The organism is Pontiella desulfatans (assembly GCF_900890425.1).
In the GTDB taxonomy this organism is placed as follows: Bacteria; Verrucomicrobiota; Kiritimatiellia; order Kiritimatiellales; family Pontiellaceae; genus Pontiella; species Pontiella desulfatans.
In genome coordinates, this window is record NZ_CAAHFG010000003.1 from 978106 (window position 1) to 998959 (window position 20854).

A 20854-nucleotide genomic window follows, 5' to 3' on the forward strand; every position below is an offset into this window, starting at 1 on the left:
CGTGATTAACAATGCCAAATATCAACTATATTGATGGTTTAAATCGGCAGGATATTCGACATCAGTAGGCAGACGGTTCGAAAACATGTCGAGAATCTCTTAAGCCAGTTGCACTCTGAAACCCGCGCTACCGCAGCACTGTTGGCCATGGACGCTCTGTCTGAGTGGACATACGGGTTTCATTCGATCCGAGCCTGCCCTGATCAACGGCCGCCGCCGCTTTTCTGACCTGTTCATCTCTCTAGTAGACGGTTTGAAAAGGGACGTGATATAAATGGGACATAGATTGAAAAAAAGGTTCGGCGGGTGCCGGATCCGATGTCGTGGTTTCCGCCGGGTGGCGGAACCGGAAGTGAATCAGTAAATAGGAGCAATGAGATGAAAAGAGGCATAGTAGCACTGTTAACAGCCGTTTTCCTGGCCGGTGTCGGTACCGCCCAGGCATATATTGAAACGGATCTGATTATCGATGGAGGGTTCGACTCGTTTGCCGCCGGCAGCAATAATCCTGATGAGGGAACGAGCCCTTGGGACTCGACGGAAACCGGAAGCGGGATGAGAATGAACGCCCAATTCGGTAATGTAATTTCCCTTCCGAATGCAATTCAGTGGCAGTGGTACGGAGCCAATTCCGCAACCTTCCAAAATCTGGGAGTCACCGTTCAAAGCGGAAAAGACTATGAAGTAAGTCTTTGGCACGCGATTGGGACACCGCACGCGACTTATACAGGTGATACGACGTTCAAGGTTTCAATTCTTACGAGCTCGGACCTGGCAGGCCCCTACACGGAGGCCCTAGCTAGAACCAACGCTTCAACAGGAGTGGAAGACACCATGTACAACTATACGTCTACGTTCACTGCTGCAGAGCTTAGCGGCGTAGTGGGCCAGTACATGCAGTTGCGGGTCGGAAAAATCTTTTCGGGCGCTAACGCGCAGTACAGGCTTTGGATCGATGAGGTCAAGTTCGGTCCGACGGGTACGCTGCCGGCGGAGCATCCCACGCTCGCAAGTTTTGACACCACATTCACCAGTGCTGATTTCATTGTTCCGGAATTGACCGGCTCGTTTAGCGGTGGGAACGGGGTGAAAAACAATCACCAATCCACCGATGGAACGTTCGGGTCGGTTGTGAATCCGGGCGCTGACGTCCAGCCCCCCAGCGCGCTAGCTCTCGTTACCGCGACTGAGGGAAAAAGAACCGTGACGTTAACCATCGATAACACAAGCGCCAAGGATGTTTTCCTCGACGATCTCCATTTTGATTATGGGCGTGCGAGTGATGCTGCTCCTGATGCGGTTACGGTTTCCTCTTCCGGAGACATCTCGGCAGGTACATTGACCAATATTACGGGGATCAGCACAAGCTTACTGACAGGCGATGCGGATGATTTCGACCTGGATTTGACCACCCTTCTGGCAGGCGATAACACGCTGGAACCCGGCGAACAGGCGGTATTCACCGTTTATCTCGAGGGTGCGGCAGGTAGCTGGATTGGCACATTTATCGACAACGTACTCGTGGGCGGAACGGTTTCCGATCTTGAGCCGAACGTGTTGCAACTGAATCCTTCGGATGAGCTGGCCATGTCCTTCCCGGATGCAACCGATATCATTACCAATGATCTTGAAGTTTCCTATCTGGCCGGAAATCCGCCGACCAACGTGAATGTGTCTACCGTGTCCGTGATCAATGATGCCTCCGGCGCATTCTCCGTGACTCCGACTTCGTTTGTTTTGAATGATCCGACGCCGTCCAACCAGGTGGTTGAGGTAATCTTCAACAACAATACGGCGCTGCTTGACCCCAATGAGGTTGCGACCGCCGATGTTCAGATCATTTGGAATGAACTCGGTTCGGCCGTTGTTTCCACATCGACCGTTCCGGTCAGTGCAACCCGTTTGGGATTCCTTGAGGAAAATGTTATTGCGGCCTTTTATTCCACGGGCGCGTGGAGTGCTGATTCGAGTGGCGGCGGCGATGCGGATATTGCTATTAACGGAGTTGATACCGTAGTTAGCGGGATCCAATACGGAAATGGTGGTGCCGGCAGTACGGATACCTCCTACGGCACGCTGTTAGGCGATGCGCCGGTTATTGGCGGTGCGGGCCAGATGAAAGTGGACTACAACGGCGGCCACATCTATATCGCGGTGACCAATAATACGCAGAGTCCGGTCGAGCTGGATTCGCTCCATTTCGACGTTGCCAACAAATATGGCGATAATCCCGATGAATCGATCACCGTGACGCTCGACGGCGATCTTGGAAACGGCATTGTTCTCGCCACCGTCTCCAACCTGATGAACAGCACAAGTGGTCTGGCCGATTACGACGACTATGATGTTGATCTGACCGGTCTGGCTGACAACACGCTGGCAGATGGGGAAGGCATTGTCCTGACGTTCACCTATGCAGGAACGGCCATCGGTATGCTCGACAACGTTGCATTGCTCGGCACCGGCATTGCCCCGGCGGTAATGGGTCGTATTGGAGGTTCTACGGCAACACTGGGTGTTTCCGGACTGGACCTCTCGGCCAGCCAGGATGTCGACCTGATTTATTATGAGGGTGATCTGGAAACCAATGTTGTGGTGACCGGCGTCAGTTTTGCCAATGAGGATGTTCCCGGTGCATTCAGTGCAGTCGGTTCTTTCCCCGTCCTGTTGCCGACAGCAGAAGTCACCAACAGCGCGGTCTTCTCTCTGGTATTCGATAACTCCGTGGCCAACCTTCCGGCAGGTGGAAGTGCTGCTGCGGAAGTCATCGTCGAATTTGATGAGCCCGGCGGCGGTTCCAGAACCTATTCGTTCGATGCCGTTGCCGTTCGTCCTGCGGATGCGCCGAGTGGTGTGATCGCTCTGTTCGACACCGAGTTCCTTGTTCCGGATTCGGCCTATATCGGCGTGCTCGGTTGGTGGGCAGAGGGCAATGGACTGGAGGGATCCCTGAATAAAGGTTCGGATGACGGCACCTATGGTTCGCTCGCGACGCCTGCCGCCCCGGTAAACAATGACACATGGAAGTTTACTGGAAACAGCCCTGTCACCACACTGACGATCACCAATAAATCGGTGGCGGCCATTGACCTGTCGATGCTGCACTTCGATATCGGAGTCTGGTATGCTGGCGTGAATGATTTCACGGTCTCCGTTTCCGGCGACGTGACCGCAAGCAACCTGCTGACCAGCGGTCTTACCGAACTGGGCGGGAATAATAACAACTACGACGACTATGATCTCGACCTGAGTGTGCTGCCGGACCATACGCTGGATGGTGGCGGATCGGTAACGTTCACCTTCGAACTGGAAGCGGTTGATCCGGGAGCCGAGTACATCGGCGTATGGATCGATAATATCGCACTCATGGGTACGGCCGATGTTTATGGCGGCTGGGCTCCTTATTGGGGATTGACCCCCGGTGTGAACGATGGTCCGAGCGACAACCCGGATGGCGACTCCAAAGACAACCTGATGGAATACGCGACCGGCGGCGATCCAATGACAGCTGACGCATCTGTTGCTAATACTTGGTTGGTAGAAGACGGTCTTACTACATGGTTCTATCATGTGCATGACGAGCGGCAGGACGATACATCCCTGTCGTATGAAGTCGGATTGAAAGAGAACCTCCAATACAGTCCTTCCTGGACGAACGCGGGGCTGATAGAGGTTGGTACAACGATGGGGCCTGGTTTGTTTAAATCTGTGACCAATGTCACGGATATCGGCAACGTCGAGTTCATCCGCCTGCAGGTTGAACAGAGCAACTAATCCGCACATAGTGCGGTAAGATCATGCACCTGCCTTGTGTTTCATCTCCACAAGGCAGGTGTTTCGCATTTGATGCAGAATGCGTAGGGTAGGGATGGCTCTCCGAGCCGTCCGCACAAAGGAATGGTTCGGTTTGGCATGCGTTATTGCCGTAGAAGTGAATCAAGGATCGTAAGCATGAAAAAGCGGAAATGGATTGCAGGATTGATTTTGGTGTCAGTCACGGGGCTGATCGCATCGGTGGCGCAGGCGTCCGTGCCCTCTACAGTCTTTCAGGCCGGCTTCGAAACTTCGACTCTGATTAATGATACGGTTACGGCGTCCAATCTGGATGCGGGAACGGCGGTCGGGTCATGGACCGTTATAGATGACCAGGAATCGGACATCCGCTCAGGCAGCGGCAACAAGGCGTTATTGGCCGATACGGGCACGTACAGCTTTGAGGCAAACTTTTCGGAGACCGCAGTTCTGACCAATAACGGGGTATCCATTTCGCTGGATACCTACATGCGCCGCACCGGCGATGCATCCTCCAGCGAAAACAACTTGAAGCCGCAGAAAATTGTCGGGCTCGCATCCCATGGCTATGAACTGTTCGATATCCGCATCACCGCCGGGATCTCGCATGAAAACGGGCAGCGGGTAGGATTTATCGATTCGCTGGGCGTCGAGCGCTATCTCGGCAGTTCCGGGGATGTAAACACCTATTCGGTGGACACGCCGAACAGCTCCATGTTCCAGACTTTGGAACTCACGTTGCACGAAACAACGATGGATATTTCGTACGACGGGGCCGTGCTGACCAACGGCATCGCCTATCGAAACCTCGGTATGTCACATCTCCGCAGCATCCGTCTGGCCGGCGTCAATGGCAATACCGGCGCGTTTTATGACAACATCGCCGTGAGCGCTTCCGTGGTGAGCACGAATGAAAACTGGCCGCGCACTGGTTTTGTGCCGCACAACACGCAGGGTGACAATCTGATTCATGTTCGCACGGCCGACTTTGACGGTGTCGGCGCGAAGGATTATGTGGTCGCCATGAGCGTCGATGAAAAGCTCATTGCGTTTAACCGCCCGGAGGACATCACCGATCCCGCCGCCGACAACCGGCGCTGGCAGGTGGATCTGCCGAATTTCGCCATCATGATTGAAACGGCGGATATTGATCAGAACAGCGGTCCGGAAGAGGTGCTGGTTCCCGGTACGGACGGACATCTGCGTATCTACACCGAAACAGGCGCATTGCGCGGCGATTGGCCGATCAGCGACGGCGCGCTCTATTGCGTCGGCGTCGGGCAGCAGTCGAATGGTGATGCGCGGATCATCACTGGCGGGGTAGACGGCGACCTCTATTTTTATGACGAAACCGGCTCGCAGATTGGCACCGTTCGTCCGCAAAACGTGGGCATCATCCGCCGCCTGGCGGTCGGCAATTTTGATGGCGTGGGCGGCGATGAAGTCATGATCTTTTACAGCATGAAGGGTTATGATGCTTATCGCTATATCGAGATCTATGATCTGGACACGCTCGTGCGTCCCGCCTATTGGGATCTTACCGAACCGATGGAAGATGATGTGGCCCGAATCAATGCAAGCCCCGGCATGGGGTGGACCGATAAGCAGACCGCCTGGGTATACGACATGGATGGCGACGGCGACGACGAGGTCGTCGCCAATTGGGGGGTACTGCATCCGGAAAACGGCGGAACCAACACGATCCTTTCCGCAGCGCTTCCGGATGGTGAAGATCTCTATCTCTCCGAGTATGAAAATTTCGCTGAAACCACTCCCACGGGGAAATATTTGCTCCAGCAGGGTGTGCCGGGGAATTTTCATGAGGGTTTCACCAACGCGGAAATGTTCACGCTCTATGGCGATGACCTTTATCTGGTGGACTACGATGTCAGCCGGTCGGTTGATGTGGATCGCTTTCGCGTTGTCGACTATAGTTATGCCCACACGCTCTATCACTTTACCGACGGCGCGCGACTCGAGGACCGCAGCGGTGGTCCGGATAAAATGGTGCTGGCCGGCCCGGCGCACGGGGATGACCATTTTTATGTGGTGGATCTCTCCAGCGGAATGTGGAAAGAGGATGCAAAGCACATCGACGGCAACGGTGTGCTCGGTGCGGTGCGCGACACGCTGGATGATTTAGAAGACGACATCGATGCCTTCGACGGCACCGTTGCGGAGGCGGGGCGGATGATCTCTTACATCGACTTTTTCGGCACCACTCTAGGCTGGGAGATGACGCAGGAAGCTATTGAATCCTATGCCGACGGCGCGCTGAAGGCCATGCAGGAGGCGCGCGACCGGCTCGGTGGAACAGAGGGCTACATGCCCGAACGCGTTCGGTTTGTATCCAGCATGTTCGGCACAAAAATCTGGGGCGAGGGGCCGGATTCGACCGATCCCGATAAAACGGCGGAAGGCGTGGAAGCATTTTGTGCGGCGCTGGCGGAGCGCGGGGTTCATTTCTGTGTATCCCTCGGTCACCATAGTGTGGTGCATATGAGCCCGGAGACGCTGGCCGACTGTTTCGAGGCTTCAGTGGTTGATGGCGTCTGCTATCTCATGGGGCAGATCGGTGAGCAGGAAAGTGCCGTCCATATCGATACCTATAAGCCGCACATGGATGCGGTCATTGAACGCGCGCAGTTGCTTGGGGTCGAACCGCCGCGGCTGATAACGTCGAAAGGGCCAATCTTTTCGGCCATGTCGCCGGCGCAGGCCTCCACCTGGTTCCCGGCGTATAAAAAGGTGTTCACGCCGGGCACTGGGTCTTCCAATAACACGCTGCCGGAATTTTTCTATGCGGAACGGGTGGGGCTCTGGCTGAACGGCGATGTGGATGGCTGGTGCTCCAGCCTGGTCGGCGACAACCTCTCGGGCAACCGCATTGCGGAATGGGGCGGGGTGCGTAACGGCCACATTGTGCTGAGGCACATGCTTTCGCATCTTTCGCTCGGAGCGGACATCTTTCGCATCACGTCGATCGTTAATTCCGAAAACCCGCTCTACGAGCGCGGGGACACCACCGATCCGGAACTGGACCTGGCCAATCCTTACCGGCAGGGGGTCTGGAATTTCCTGAAAATGGTTGAGGCGGGTGTGTATCCGAATGGCCCCGACCGCAGTCAGATCAAAGGCATTTCGCCCGTTGCCGCCGCGATGCCTGCGCCGAATACCGCCTCGTTGGAGCTGAATGCGATCAAACACGATTACACAAAATATGCGACACACGCGCGGCCGCAGACCTATGTACTCAACGGCCTGAGCTGCTGGGATGGATACACGGATGTACCTGACTTTGATATCACCGCCATTCTGCACAATTCAAAGCGTCGTTGGGACAACCTGTTGCCGACCTCGCCCTGCGGCTTTGCTCCGATTGTTCCGCATGCCACTCGCGCCGAGGTCGAGGCCCATGCCTGGTGCCGCCGCGCCTACGAAACCGACGTCGACACCTGGGCCGAGTTCCAATCATTGGAAACCGCCCGCGACACCATCTCGGCCGAGCTGCTCGCGCAGCGCACCAATATGCTGTTTTACGTCGACGGCGAATGCTTCTGGCAGGTAACCGAAAACAAAAACGACCCGAACACACTGTTTGTACTCGCGCTCGATAATAAGGTGCTGACGCCAACCGCCCGTACCGTGGCTCTCACAAAAGGAGCTGCCGACGGGGTTTGGGATGTCTATGACCAGTTGGGTTCTGCATCCGTGCCGCTCGGTACACTTGCTTCCGGAAGCGACTCGGTATCCATCGCGATTCCCGCCGGTTCGGTTCGAATCCTCGTGCTGAAAAAGAAGCTGCCGATTGATGCAACGGTGATGGGTATTGCCTGGGACGGCGAAACAACTCCGGCGCTGGCCATCAATGGCATCGATGGTGAAATTGTTCCGAGTTCTCAGGGGGTCCGGGCTGATGCGAATTCCACGGATGGGTTCTTTGGAGCCGATCTCAGCGGCGCATCAACTGCGGTCTACGGTGCTTATCAGGTGAAGGATTATGATGATAATCCGGCATCGGGAGCGATCACCGTTTCGGTCACTAACAACGCCGGTTCAGCCCTGAAGCTGGAAACACTGCACTTTGATTTTGGCCAGTGGTACGATGCGTCGCCCTCCAATGTGACCGTCCTTTACCGTTCCGGTGATCTCTCCTCCGTATCAAATGAAACGACGCTTGCGAACTTTAGTGCATTGACGCTCACCGGCTGGATTCGCGGGGATTATGAAGATTTTGCGGTCGCACTGACCAATCTTTCCGATTCGACGCTTTCGCCCGGCGAGCACGCAGTTTTTGAACTGCGGGCCACCGTGGGGACGACCGCGTCCAGTGGAATCGATAATATCGCAATCGAGGTTTCCGGCCTCGGAAACTACGACGAGTGGGCCGCGGGGCACGGACTCTATTTTTCCAATGCCTGGAAAACCGTCGACCTTGAGCCGGACGGCCTGGATAACTGGACCGAGTATATCTTCGGCGGCGATCCCGGTATCGACGATACGGGCAGCATTCTTCCAGTGTTCCTGCCGCGCCGTAGCGAAGCGGAGGCGGGTGGAAATTATGAATACATCTACCGTCGCCGTAGCGATTATCTCGCCCGCGGCCTGAGCTACACCGTGGAGGCCACGACCAACCTGGTCTCCGGAGCCTGGAGCACCAACGGCGTGATTGACGCCGGGGTCGGGTTCCTCGATCCCGCAACCGACTCCGTCACCAACCGCGTCTCCACTGAAGAGCTCCCGCAGCAGTTCCTCCGCCTGCGGGTCGAGTAATGCTGGGCGTTACATTTTTCCAATGTTTGGAACGGCCTGTTGAATTGACCAGTAGATGGGCTGGGCGGGGTGCGCTATGATTTCATGCTTTGAGTCAAGCAGGCTTTCACCACAAAGGGACAGAGGCTCTGCGAATACAAAAACGCTGTGCCTCTGGCGAAGCGGGGGCAAATTGAACAAGAGTTCAGAGGGGAAAGATATGATGCGGTTAATTTCAGGTTTGGCGGTGGCTTCCGTACTTCTTTGTTCAACGGGGTTTGGTGCCGAGAGGCCCAATATCATTCTCATCCTGGCCGACGACATGGGTCCGGGCGAACCCAGCCACATGGGTGGTCTCGTCCCAACACCCGCCCTCGACCGCATGGCTAAGGAAGGTATGCGCTTCAGTGATGCCCACACGACTTCCTCCGTCTGCACACCGACGCGATACGGGATTCTTACTGGCCGATACAATTGGCGTAGCCGCCTGAAAGGCGGCGTGCTTGTGAACCCGTCTTCCCAGGCTCTGATGGATCCAAAGCGGGTTAATTTGGGGACCTTCTTGCAGCAGCAGGGCTATCACACCGGCATGGTCGGCAAATGGCACCTCGGTGCCGATTGGCAGCTGCTCGACAAGCCGCCGGAGGGCAAGGGAACCACCGGCAAAAGCTATGATAAAGACTCGTGGCGTGTCGACTACAGTAAGCCATTCAAGAACGGCCCCGTCGACGTTGGCTTCAACGAAGCCTTCTTCATTCTGTCGTCACTCGACATGCCACCCTATTTGTACCTGCGCAACAACAAGTCGCTGTCGATCCCTACAGAAACCAAGGGTTGGAAACACAACGAATACAATGACTATAAACGCCTCGGTGCCGGTGCCGCTGATTTCGACGCACACACCGTGCTCGCAGACTTCGCTCGCGAGTCACGCGACTACATCAAACGCCAGGCTGCCGACAAAGAAAAACCGTTCTTTCTGTACGTTCCCCTTACCTCACCGCACACCCCGTGCACGCCGGGAAAGAAGTTCAAAGGTAAGTTTCCTCAGTACAGCCTCTACGCGGATCTTGTTGCCGAGACCGACTGGGTCGTCGAGGAGATCCTTGCAGAAGTCGTGGCTTCGGGGATCGATGACAACACCATGGTCATCTATACCTCCGACAATGGCTTCGCTCCGTATGTGAAGATTCCCAAGATGCTGGAAGCCGGCTACAAGCCAAACGGTGACTGGCGCGGCTCCAAAGCAACCATCTACGAAGGCGGCCATCGCGTGCCATTCCTGGTCCGCTGGCCGGGCAAAGTCAAGCCTGGTACGGTTAGTGATGTCACCGTGTGTACGACTGACTTCTTCGCGACGTTTGCCGAGGTGCTGGGAACGGCTGACGCGATTCCAGACAATGCTGCCGAAGACTCTTTCTCCTTTCTGAAGTCACTCAACGGAAGCAAGGATGCCATCCGCCCGTCTACCATTCACCACTCGATCAGTGGGACGTTCGCCATTCGCAAAGGCGACTGGAAGCTGATCCTCGACAAAGGCGCAGGCGGCGGTTGGAGTAAGTCGAAAACAAGCGCCAAGCTCGTGCAACTCTACAACCTCGCCGACGATCCAGGCGAAACGAAGAATCTTGAGGAATCGAATCCAGAGAAAGTTCAGGAACTGGTCAAGGAGCTCGGTCAGGCATTCCGTAACGGTCGCACCACGCCTGGCCCGAAACAAAGCAACGAAGGCTGGCCGTTCCGCCACAAGTCACTGGCGAAGCAGTTCCCTGAGTTGGCGGAATAATTCGGCCATTCACCGTTAATCCTGTTGAATTGACCAGTAGATGGGGCGGGCGGGTTGCGCTATGATTTCATGCTTTGAGTCAAGCAGGCTTTCACCACAAAGGGACAGAGGCTCTGCGAATACAAAAACGCTGTGCCTCTGGCGAAGCGGGGGCAAATTGAACAAGAGTTCAGAAAGGAAAGATATGATGCGGTTAATTTCAGGTTTGGCGGTGGCTTCCGTACTTCTTTGTTCAGCGGGGTTTGGTGCCGAGAGGCTTGCGGGGCTGTCTCGGGCAGGCGAGCTGTATGTTAGCCCGGCAGGGGATGATGCGGCTGCTGGAACCCGTCAGGCTCCCTTCGCCACGTTGAAAGAGGCGCGTGAAGCGGTTCGGGAGTTGAAGAAACAGGATCCGTCGAAGGATATCACCGTCTGGTTTGATGAAGGGACCTATGCGTTCACCGAAACCGAGGTGTTCGGTCTGGAGGATTCCGGTTCGGAAAAGCAAAAGATCAGCTATCGCGCGTTGCCCGGAAAAGAAGTGGTCTTCAGTGCCGGTGCGCCGGTAACGAATTGGAAGACGTCTCACGGCGAGATCGTCTATGCCGAGCTGCCGGAAGCATGGACGGATCGGGTTCAGAACGCGAAGGCGTGGTACCCGTATGCGCTGTTTGATGCCGATGGGCCGCTGACCCGCTCCCGCAGCGTTGGCTTTGCGCCGCTCGATACCGCCGAGGACAAGGTGCCGGGTGAGTCGAACATCGGCCACTTTTTCATGCTGAAATACAACATGGACCGCGACTTTATCCGCTGCCCGGAGGGCGTGCTGAAGCCCTGGAAAAATGCGGCAGATGTCGAGGTGTTCGGCATGCCGACCCACCAGTGGCTGGTGAACTATCTGCCGGTGGAGTCGCTGGATTACGAAAACAACCGAATCAACCTTTCCCTGGATGCGACCTATCCGGTGAAGCGGGTTTTTCCTTCCGCCGGCAGCGGAATGGAAAACGGGAAGTGGGTGCGCCGCTACCTGCCGGACTCACTCTGGATTGAAAACGCCATTGAGGATATCGATGAGCCCGGCGAATGGGCCTACGATTCCGCAGCCCGCCGGATCTATCTCTGGCCGCGCGCCCCGGGCGCGGAAGCAACGGTTCGGGTACCGATGCTGCGCGAGATCATCCGTGTAGAAGGCGTCAATGATACGAAAGGTGATGCGGACCGTCCGGTGAAGAACCTGCATTTTGAAGGCATTACCTTTGCCCACGGTAACCGTGATGTCTGGATAAAGGATAGCATCGGCCTGCAGCACGATTGGGAAATGTTTGATACCGACTCTGCCTTAGTCCGTTTCCGAGGCGCCGAAAATTGTTCGGTAAAAGACAGCGTCTTTCGCGATTCCGGTGGCACCGGCGTGCGGATCGACCTGTATGGTCAGGGCATCGAAGTGTCGGGGTGCAAAATGCACGACATCGGCCACACGGGCATCCTACTCGCCGGCTACGGCCCGGGCACCAAAGATGTCAACAAAGGCAATCTGATTTCCAACAACGACATTCACGACTTCGGCCAGCTCTACTGGCACGGATGCGGCATTCATGTCTGGCAGAGCGGACACAACCGGATCACCCATAACCGCATCTGGCGCGGCCCATACAACGGCTTGGTGATGTGCGGTGTGCGGGGGCGCTGGATCCGCTCGATGGAGAAGGGCACGCCTATCCATCTTGCGTCGCTGAAAAGTTCGTTCTTTCCGAAAGACCTCCATGCCAAAGCGTGCGATTATGTCTATAACCGCCAGCGCGAGCTGATTCCAACCATCCGCTGGGACGAGATCGGCGAGCCGAAAACCGCCGACGAATTTGTGAAATTCCTCCATGCACGGCACAATCTCTTTGAGGATAACGAGGTGCACAACCTGGTGGAGAAGATGGGCGATGGAAATGCCATTTATCTCTCCTGCACCGGGTTGGAAAATCGGTTACGCCGCAACCTCGTCTATAACGTGCCCACCATTCAGCCGTTTCGGTACGACGACGATCAGATCGGGACGATGGTCACCGAAAACATTATCGTCAACCTGAAGCCCGACTCCGAGCACGGCACGGTGGTGATGAAGCGCGGGAACGTCTTCAACAACAACATCGTTGTTTGGGACACCGAGCGGGGCCCCGGAGTCTCCGTCGGCGCCTGGCCTCCCGATTTCTCGGAGATCAGCGAGCCGCTGAGTGCTTCACGAAACATTCTGGTGAACCTGAATGCCAGGAACCACGATCGTTTTCTACATGTCAAGGCGGGCAAGTGGTACCAGCCGGAGCGCTGGGAAATTGACAACAACCTCTACTGGCATCCGGAAATGAAGGATGGCGGAAAAGTTCTGGCGAAGCGCACACTGGATCTGTTGCCGGAAGGGCATGGAGTGGATGTCCACAGCCGGGCGGGCGATCCGCTTTTCCAATGTTTGGAAAAATGGGATTTTAATCTGAAGCCGGAATCGCCGGCCCTGAAGCTGGGCTTCAAGCCCATCGAACGATCGCAAATCGGCCTGCTCTCTGACCCCGCCTTCGAGCGCATTGCCCGCGAAGGGGTGCTGCCGCAAAGCCGCAGCTTCATCAACAGCCGCCCCAAATCGAGTTATGTATTAGAAGATGTCGGAGATCGTCTTTGAAATGTTCATTCCCATATCTTTGGGGAGTCGTGCGGAAATCAAGAAGGAGAGACACTATGAAAAAATTACTAACAGCTTGTCTGATACTGGGCACTTCGCTCGCGTTTGGGGCCAATCTGGATCCTGCAAAACCGAATGTGGTGCTGATCTATTTTGATGATATGGGCTTCGGCGATATGGGTGCCAATGGGCCGACAGGGGTGAAGATTCCTGCCGACTCGAAATATCTGGATCCGGCCGTGCCGACGATTACGCCGCACCTTGATCGCTTTGCAGAGCAGGGCATGCGCTTCACGAACGGGCATTCGTCGGACGGCGTCTGCTCGCCTTCGCGCTACTCGCTGATGTGCGGTCACTATTCATGGCGCACCAGCCTGAAAAGGGGCGTTACCGGCGGCTACAGCAAAACATTCCTGGCGGCCGATCGTTTTACCATCGGCAAAATGTTTCAGCAGTACGGCTATGAAACGGCGATGGTCGGCAAGTGGCATATGGGCATGCAGTTCTTCAGCCCGGAAGGGAAGCCGGTGGATCTGAAAAATAATGCCAATGTGCTGAAGGAAAATAAAATCGACTTTTCCCGACCGGTTACCGACACGCCGTATCATCGCGGAGGGTTCAACTATTATTTCGGCACCTCGGCCTCGCTCGATATGCCTCCTTACGCCTGGCTCGAATCGCGTAATGATGAAGTTCGCGTGCTCTACAAAGGCGCCATTGTTAAAGACGGAAAGGTCGACTTTTCGCAGGCTCGGTTTGCGACCAATGCCGACCTGGCCGAAGGCCAGCTTTTCAGTCGTCCGGGCAAGTACGGCCGGGCCGAAGGCTCCCCTTTCGGTCGTCCGGGCATGTACGACCCGACCTTTGTTATGGCCGACTACCTGCAGGTGCAGGCGCAGAAGTTTTCCGACATCATCAGCGCGCGCAAAAAGGATGACAAGCCGTTCTTTATCTATGTGCCGATGCCTTCGCCGCATGCGCCGCCCGCCAGCCAGAAGCAGTTTGAACGCAGCGCCGGCTGGGGCTATGGAGACTATGTGGTGCAGACCGACTTTTACACCGGGCAGATTCTCGACGCGCTCGGCGATCCGAACGACCCGAAAAGCCTCGCCGCCAATACCGTGGTCTTTATCACCTCCGACAATGGCCCGGAAACTGGCTCTTACAAAAACAGCCGCTTCGTCAATCACGATGCCAACGGTCCATGGGCCGGTCGCAAGCGCGATAACTACGAAGGCGGAACTCGTGTCCCGTTTGTTGTCCGCTGGCCCGGAAATGTGGCCCCTGGCGTTACCGATCATCCCTGCTGGCAGGGTGACTTTGTGGCCACGATGGCGGATGTGATCGGGCATAAACTGGCCGCCGATGAGGCTCCCGATGCCGAAAGTTTCCTGCCTGTGCTGCAGGGTAAACCCATGCCGAAGAACCGCCGATCCGGCTTTATCCAGCATTCGTCACAAGGTCAGTTTGCCTTCGTGGATTATACCGGTGAATGGAAGCTGATTGATGGTACTGGCGGGGGCGGGAATACGACCACCTGCGATGCCGACAATAAAGAGACGCTGAAAGCCGGTGAACTGCGCGGAACCCCGCGCCAGCTCTTCAACCTCAAGAAAGATCCCGGCGAACGCGTCAACCTCCTGCTTGATCCCAGCCCCGAAGCCCGGGCCAAAGAACAGGAGCTCTACGAGCTGCTCAACAGCATTCGTGGCAACACTGAATTCGGCACGGCCGGCTCCAGCAACGTCCCTAGAGGAAGGAAAGAAGTGGGATCGATGGCCCCGTCTCGCTCAGCGGGTAACGACGACAAGGCATACACGGATTTAGAGGCCGTCGCACAGGCCGCCGTGGAAATGAGCGGCGGGGACGACCACGGTCCGTTGCCGACGCGCTATCGCCTCGCAAAACCCGCGCCGTTCCCGGAGGGCGGTGAATGGTTCAAAGAAGCCGGACTCGGCCTGTTTATTCACTGGGGCCCGGCATCGGTGCCCGATATCACAAGTGTCTGGCGCATTCGCCAGCCGGTGAAAGACAGCGATCCGCTGCGCCCCAAAGTCACCCCGGAATTTTATTACGACAATGCCCCCAAGGGGTTCACGGCGTCAACCTATGATCCGGAAAAATGGATGGCTGCGGCGAAAAAGGCGGGTTTCCGCTATGCGGTACTGACGTCAAAACACCATGACGGTTATTCGCTGTGGCCCAGTGAATATACGGATCTCGGGGTACAAACCTATATGAACGGCCGCGACCTGCTGAAACCCTATGTGGATGCATTGCGGGCGCGTGATATGCATGTCGGATTCTACTTTTCCGGCGTCGATTGGAACCTCGACCGTAACTACATGAACTATTATTTCAGCCGCGGAAAAGAAGGGTGGGACTTTTATGGAAATCCCATGCCTCAGGATGCGGTTGAGCCGCTGCCAATGGAAATTATTGAGCAGAAGAAACAGATGGTCTTCGAAGTGATGGAACGCTACCGCCCGGATCTGTGGTGGTGGGACTCGGGGTTGCCGTTGACTGTCGAGGAAACCGCCGGGAAATATAATCCGGACATGGTCTTCAATAACCGCGGCAACTGGTACCACGGCAATCAACAGAAGGGGACCTATCCGGTGACCCATTATGCAACGCCGGAAGGCTTCCCTTCGCTGGAGTGGAAGCATGTTAAGCAATTGGTTGAAGCTGGAACGCCGTGGGAAATCTGCATGACCTCCCAGCAGTGCGGATGGTTCTACGACGCCCCGAGGGGCGAACAGAGCGTGGCGCTTGAGGATATCATGTATGCCCTCGCTCGGGTGCGTTCCTGGCAGGGCAATCTGCTGTTGAATATTTCCCCGCGTGCGGACGGCACGTTGCCGGAAGTGGTGTATGAAAACTTTGAAAAAATGGGCCGCTGGATGGCGTGGGGCTCGGTCTCCATGTTCGACACCAAAGGCACCCATTTCCCGGAACAATCCAATGTGCCGATCACGACGTCCAAGGACGGAAAAACGTGGTACCTGCACACCCGACCCGGCGCACAGACCGATTTTGAGTCGTGGGGCAAGTGGAAAGCCATCTACTACAAAGACACCGAACCCGGAAAACCGATCCGCGTGAGCGATGTGCCGAAGGTCAAATCGGTCAAGCTGCTGCGCACCGGCAAAGCGCTTAAGTTTACCTATGAAAACGGAACGCTGACCCTCCCGAATCCCGACGCCGGCCCCGATGGCCTGCATGAGGTGATCGAAGTAAAGTTTTAAGCCGGTCGGGTTTGTTTATTTGTAATGAGGCTCAACTAAGCAGAGATAAAAACGAATAGGAGCCATGAGATGAAGAGAGAGATCGTAGCAATTGTGATGTTGGCCGGTTTGGCCGTCAATGGCTGGGGAGCCGTTGTTACCAACTGGGTTGATGAAGCGGGCTTTGAGGGGTTGTCGGGCGCGACCCATCCCGATGCGGGGACCGCGCCGTGGTTTACTTCCGGCGAGAGTGACTCCGGCTGGGTTCAGCGCGAGCAGACGATTGTCAATAGCGGAAGCCAATCCATTAAAATCTCAGAAGCAGGCAATGCGCAGGTCGTTCAGGATCTGGGACTGACGCTCGACAGCAACACGGTCTATGAAATGAGCTTTGCCCTGCGGATGGATGATCTCTCCTCAGACGCGGCTCATACGAATGATACGAGCGTTGCTGTGCTTTTTTCAACCAGTGAGACGCTTGACGGATCGTATACATGGAGTGGAAAATCGATTTATAACCAGAAGCCTTTCACAACCGGCGTCTGGGAAACGGTGACGCTGCTTATTGATGGGGCAGACCCGAAGCTGGCCGATAACCACGGCGAGTATCTACGGGTGGCGCTTAAAAAATGGAACAAGAATTCGGAATATACCACGTATATCGACGACGTGAAGTTCGGGCCGAAGCTTCCGACAACTGAAGACAACCGGCATCCGGTGACGTTTTATGTGGATGCCGTGAATGGGGACGACAGCAATGATGGTATGAGTCACGTGACCCCGTGGCAGACCCCGCAGGCCGTGTATAAATTTGATAATCTCAACGGCTTTGTTGCGGGCGATAAGATTCTGTTCCGGCGTGGCGATACCTTCAGCGGGTCGTTCCGCATCCAGGCGTTCGGAGAAGAAGGCAAGCCGATTGTGATTGGTGCCTATGGCGATGAGCAGGCCGCCAAACCCTGGATTCAGGGAACGTCGAAACACGTGATTCAGCTCAATTATGGCAATTCGTTTATTGAAATCAGCGACCTGAAAATAACCAATTATCAGCCATCCGGCGCCCTGTGGCTTCGTTACGGAATCGAAATTGCGCCGCCGGAAGCATCCGGGCTGATGGAGCATATCTACATCACCAACTGCGATATCATGGATGTTGAAGGAAACAACGGCGATCCGAATGATGATAACGATCATAAAAGCTATGGAATCTACGCGCAGATTCCCAACACACCGGACACAACCCCGCTGTCCCGCTGGCATGACTTCCGTGTGGAAAACTGCCATTTCGAAGGCATTGACGGCTGGGGGGTGCGGGTGCGGGACCTTTGCAACAGTGTTTCGCAGGTGCGGCGCGGTGAGGCATTGAATGGGGAATTCCAATCGACCGGGCTGGTGATTCAAAACAACACCGGTGCCAACAGCTACGGAACGTATATTCAGTTCAACGGACAGGACGGCGCGCTGATTCAGAACAACACGCTCGACGGAACGGTTACGGACAGTGCCATCTGGTTCTGGTCCTGCCTGAACACCAAGGTGCAGTATAACGTCGTCAAAAATATCAACAAAGCCACCGCAGATGCCTATGCGCTGCACGGCGACTTTATGTGTGAGAACACCCTGTTCCAGTACAACGTCGGCGTGAACTGTGAAGGGGGCCTGATTCAGGCGATTAACCAGTCCGATGGCGGCGAAAACATCCAGAATAACCTTATTGCCCGCTACAATCTGGGCATCGACTGCGGGTTCCGGAATCACGGAAACTCCGCCGCCATTATGCTCTCGGGCGATGTGAGCAACACAAAGGTCTACAACAATACGATCATCACCACCGGCAGTCAGCCGAGCTACAAGGCCATTTCGTTTATGAACTGGAAGGATCCGGCCTACGGCGGATCCGATATCTGGCCTGTAAATTCGTTGATCGCCAATAATATCTTCTACTCCTACGGCGGGGTCAAACCCACCTACAACAACCAGGACAAGATGTTGATTAACGGGAATGTGATTTCGCACAACATGTATGTCGGCCCGAACGCGCCGAATGTGTGCGACGCCGAAGCCAATGAAATTACGGGGGATCCGAGATTCATCGATGCCGCCGGCAGCGAGCCGGAGGACTTCAAGGTGGCAGATAATTCCGACGTCATCGGTGCCGGACTGGTGATTGCCGAGAACGGAGGAGAAGATTTCTTCGGAACGCCGCTGACTAATGCAACGCCCTCCATCGGGTTCTACGAGTTCATCGCAGGAGCTTATACCGATACCGACGGCGACTTGATGTCGGATGCCTACGAAATCGCCAACGGGCTGGATCCGGACGTGAACGATGCCCATCTGGATAAGGATGGCGACGGTCGCAGCAACCTCGATGAGTTTATCGAGGACACACTCGCTGATGATCCGAACTCGCGTTTCATCGCAAATGTGCTGACCGCCACGCAGGAACTCGACTGGGATGAAAAGCCGGAGCGCCTCTATCACATCTTCCAGGCCCTGAACCTTGGGGATACCTGGAACCTGGTGCAAAGCAATGCCGTTCCGCCGTTCAGCATCGACACCTCAGGCGATCAGAACTTCTACAAAGTGGACGTCGAATACGAACTTCCCTGAGCCCGTTCAATACGTTCACAGAGGAGCCCGGCACGCACGTGTCGGGCTTTCAGTGAGAAGAGTCGGGGTCAGAAGAGTCGGGGTCAGGTCTGGACATTAGACATTGATGGAGGGGCAGGGGGCGATCCTCGCATTCTGATATCGAGTACTTTTCTCTGACATCCGGGGTGTTGTGGTTCCAGCGCTGGCATTTGTTAAACCTGTTGAATTGACCAGTAGATGGGGTGGGCGGGGTGCGCTACGATTTCACGCTTTGAGTCAAGCAGGCTTTCACCACAAAGGGACAGAGGCTCTGCGAATACAAAAACGCTGTGCCTCTAGCGAAGCGGGGGCAAATTGAACAAGAGTTCAGAAGGGAAAGATATGATGCGGTTAATTTCGGGTTTGGCGGTGGCTTCCGTACTTCTTTGTTCAACGGGGTTTGGTGCCGAGAGGCCCAATATCATCTATATCCTGGCCGATGACTGGGGGCTGGGGGATGTGAAGACCTATGGCGGTGAGCGGTGTCAGATTGACACGCCGCATATGGATCAGCTGGCCGCGGACGGTATGAAGTTTATGGATGCGCACACCACATCGGCGGTCTGTACCCCGTCGCGCTACAGTGTGCTGACCGGTCGCTACAACTGGCGCAGTATGTTGAAAAAAGGCGTCATATCAGGATTCAGTAAGCCGCTGATCGAGCCGGGGCGCGAGACGGTGGCATCGATGCTCAAAGGGCAGGGCTATACAACTGGGATGATCGGCAAGTGGCATCTGGGTATGGATTTCCCGAAGAAGGGGAAGTGGGATGTCGATTGGAAAGGCGTGATTCAAAACGGCCCGAATGCCGTCGGCTTCGATTATTTCTGGGGGATCTCCGCCTCGCTGGATATGCCGCCGTATATCTGGATCGAGAACGATCGCTTTGTCGGGGAGTGCACCACCACCAAGGCCTTCCCGCGGAAAGGACCGGCTCATGCTGATTTCGAGGCGGTGGATGTGCTGCCGACCCTGGCGGAAAAGTCGGTGGCATTCATAACGGAACGGACCAAAACGGATCAGCCTTTCTTTCTTTATATGCCGTTGAACAGTCCGCATACCCCGATTGTGCCGTCCTCAAGGTTCCAGGGCAAAAGCAGGCTGAGCCGCTATGGAGACTTTGTGATGGAGACCGATTGGACCGTCGGCGAGGTGGTCAAGGCGGTTGAACAGGCGGGTATTGCCGGCAATACGCTGATTATTGTGACCGCCGATAACGGCTGCGCTCCGGCGGCCCGCAACGGGCTGATGCCGGAAAGAGCCTATCATGACATCCAGTTCAGAATGGGGGAACCTATCGCGGAAGATCCTGCGAAGCATTATGCCAGCGATATGTATCGCGGTCACAAAGCCGACATCTATGAGGGCGGGCACCGTGTGCCGTTCATTGCCCGATGGGACGGCAAGGTCAAGGCCGGCTCTGTTTCTGATGATCCGATCTGTCTGGTGGATCTGTTCGCAACGTGTGCGGAGATCGTGAATGCGGATGTGGCTGATACGTCGGCCGAAGATTCGGTCAGCATCCTGCCGGTGCTGCTGGGTACCGCCGACGGGCCGATCCGCGAAGCGGTGCTGCATCATTCGAGCAACGGCAGCTTCGCGATCCGGCAGGGTAAATGGAAGCTGGCCTTCTGTCCCGGTTCCGGCGGATGGAGTGAGCCGACGCCAGAACCGAGAAAGAATCTCAAAATGGTGATCCCCGCGGAACTGGCGGATCATGAGTGGGTGCAGCTCTTCGATCTGGAGGCCGATCCCGCCGAAACCAGGAATCTTTCCGGTCAGTATCCGGAAGTGGTGAAACAACTCACGAGGTTGGCACAGAAATATATAGACGACGGCCGCTCAACACCGGGCACCAAACAGCAGAACAACGGCGCGACCCATCTCTATCCGAAGTGGATTCAGCAGGCGCAAAAGTAGAGGGGCGGGCGGGGTGCGCCATGATTTCATACTTTGAGTCAAGCAGGCTTCAGCGAAGCGTGCGTTCATTGGATTTCTGGAAGAGCTGGTTGATGAAGA

General features: G+C 55.7%; 7 protein-coding genes. All 7 read left to right on the forward strand.

All coding sequences use genetic code 11. The annotated features are described in order from the left end of the window. Positions 1-378 precede the first annotated feature (378 nt). The 7 genes from E9954_RS24670 to E9954_RS24700 all read left to right on the forward strand — a co-directional run bounded on the left by E9954_RS24670 (position 379) and on the right by E9954_RS24700 (position 20755). Positions 379-3774: a hypothetical protein gene (locus E9954_RS24670; protein WP_136081932.1), complete on the forward strand. Its 3396-nt coding sequence runs from the start codon at positions 379-381 to the stop codon at positions 3772-3774. A 177-nt stretch (positions 3775-3951) separates the two neighbouring features. Continuing rightward, a complete protein-coding gene (locus E9954_RS24675; protein WP_136081933.1) occupies positions 3952-8565 on the forward strand; it encodes a hypothetical protein in 4614 nt (1537 codons plus the stop codon). 199 nt (positions 8566-8764) lie between these two features. Then, positions 8765-10330, forward strand: coding sequence for a sulfatase-like hydrolase/transferase (locus tag E9954_RS24680; protein WP_168442581.1), 1566 nt, complete (start codon positions 8765-8767; stop codon positions 10328-10330). 184 nt (positions 10331-10514) lie between these two features. Then, a complete protein-coding gene (locus E9954_RS24685; RefSeq protein ID WP_168442582.1) occupies positions 10515-12974 on the forward strand; it encodes a right-handed parallel beta-helix repeat-containing protein in 2460 nt (819 codons plus the stop codon). Between the two features lie 56 nt (positions 12975-13030). After that, positions 13031-16222, forward strand: a complete 3192-nt coding sequence (locus E9954_RS24690) for an alpha-L-fucosidase (protein WP_136081936.1) — start codon at positions 13031-13033, stop codon at positions 16220-16222. Between the two features lie 69 nt (positions 16223-16291). Then, positions 16292-18814, forward strand: coding sequence for a hypothetical protein (locus tag E9954_RS24695; RefSeq protein ID WP_136081937.1), 2523 nt, complete (start codon positions 16292-16294; stop codon positions 18812-18814). Positions 18815-19177: 363 nt separating this feature from the next. Beyond that, positions 19178-20755: a sulfatase family protein gene (locus tag E9954_RS24700; RefSeq protein ID WP_222847306.1), complete on the forward strand. Its 1578-nt coding sequence runs from the start codon at positions 19178-19180 to the stop codon at positions 20753-20755. Positions 20756-20854: the final 99 nt, after the last annotated feature.

Excerpts from the sequence above, each read along its gene's own strand:
- E9954_RS24695 (WP_136081937.1), top strand. The coding sequence starts at position 16,292 with ATGAAGAGAGAGATCGTAGCAATTGTGATGTTGGCCGGTTTGGCCGTC.
- E9954_RS24700 (WP_222847306.1), top strand. The coding sequence starts at position 19,178 with ATGATGCGGTTAATTTCGGGTTTGGCGGTGGCTTCCGTACTTCTTTGT.
- E9954_RS24675 (WP_136081933.1), top strand. The coding sequence starts at position 3,952 with ATGAAAAAGCGGAAATGGATTGCAGGATTGATTTTGGTGTCAGTCACG.
- E9954_RS24670 (WP_136081932.1), top strand. The coding sequence starts at position 379 with ATGAAAAGAGGCATAGTAGCACTGTTAACAGCCGTTTTCCTGGCCGGT.
- E9954_RS24680 (WP_168442581.1), top strand. The coding sequence starts at position 8,765 with ATGATGCGGTTAATTTCAGGTTTGGCGGTGGCTTCCGTACTTCTTTGT.
- E9954_RS24685 (WP_168442582.1), top strand. The coding sequence starts at position 10,515 with ATGATGCGGTTAATTTCAGGTTTGGCGGTGGCTTCCGTACTTCTTTGT.
- E9954_RS24690 (WP_136081936.1), top strand. The coding sequence starts at position 13,031 with ATGAAAAAATTACTAACAGCTTGTCTGATACTGGGCACTTCGCTCGCG.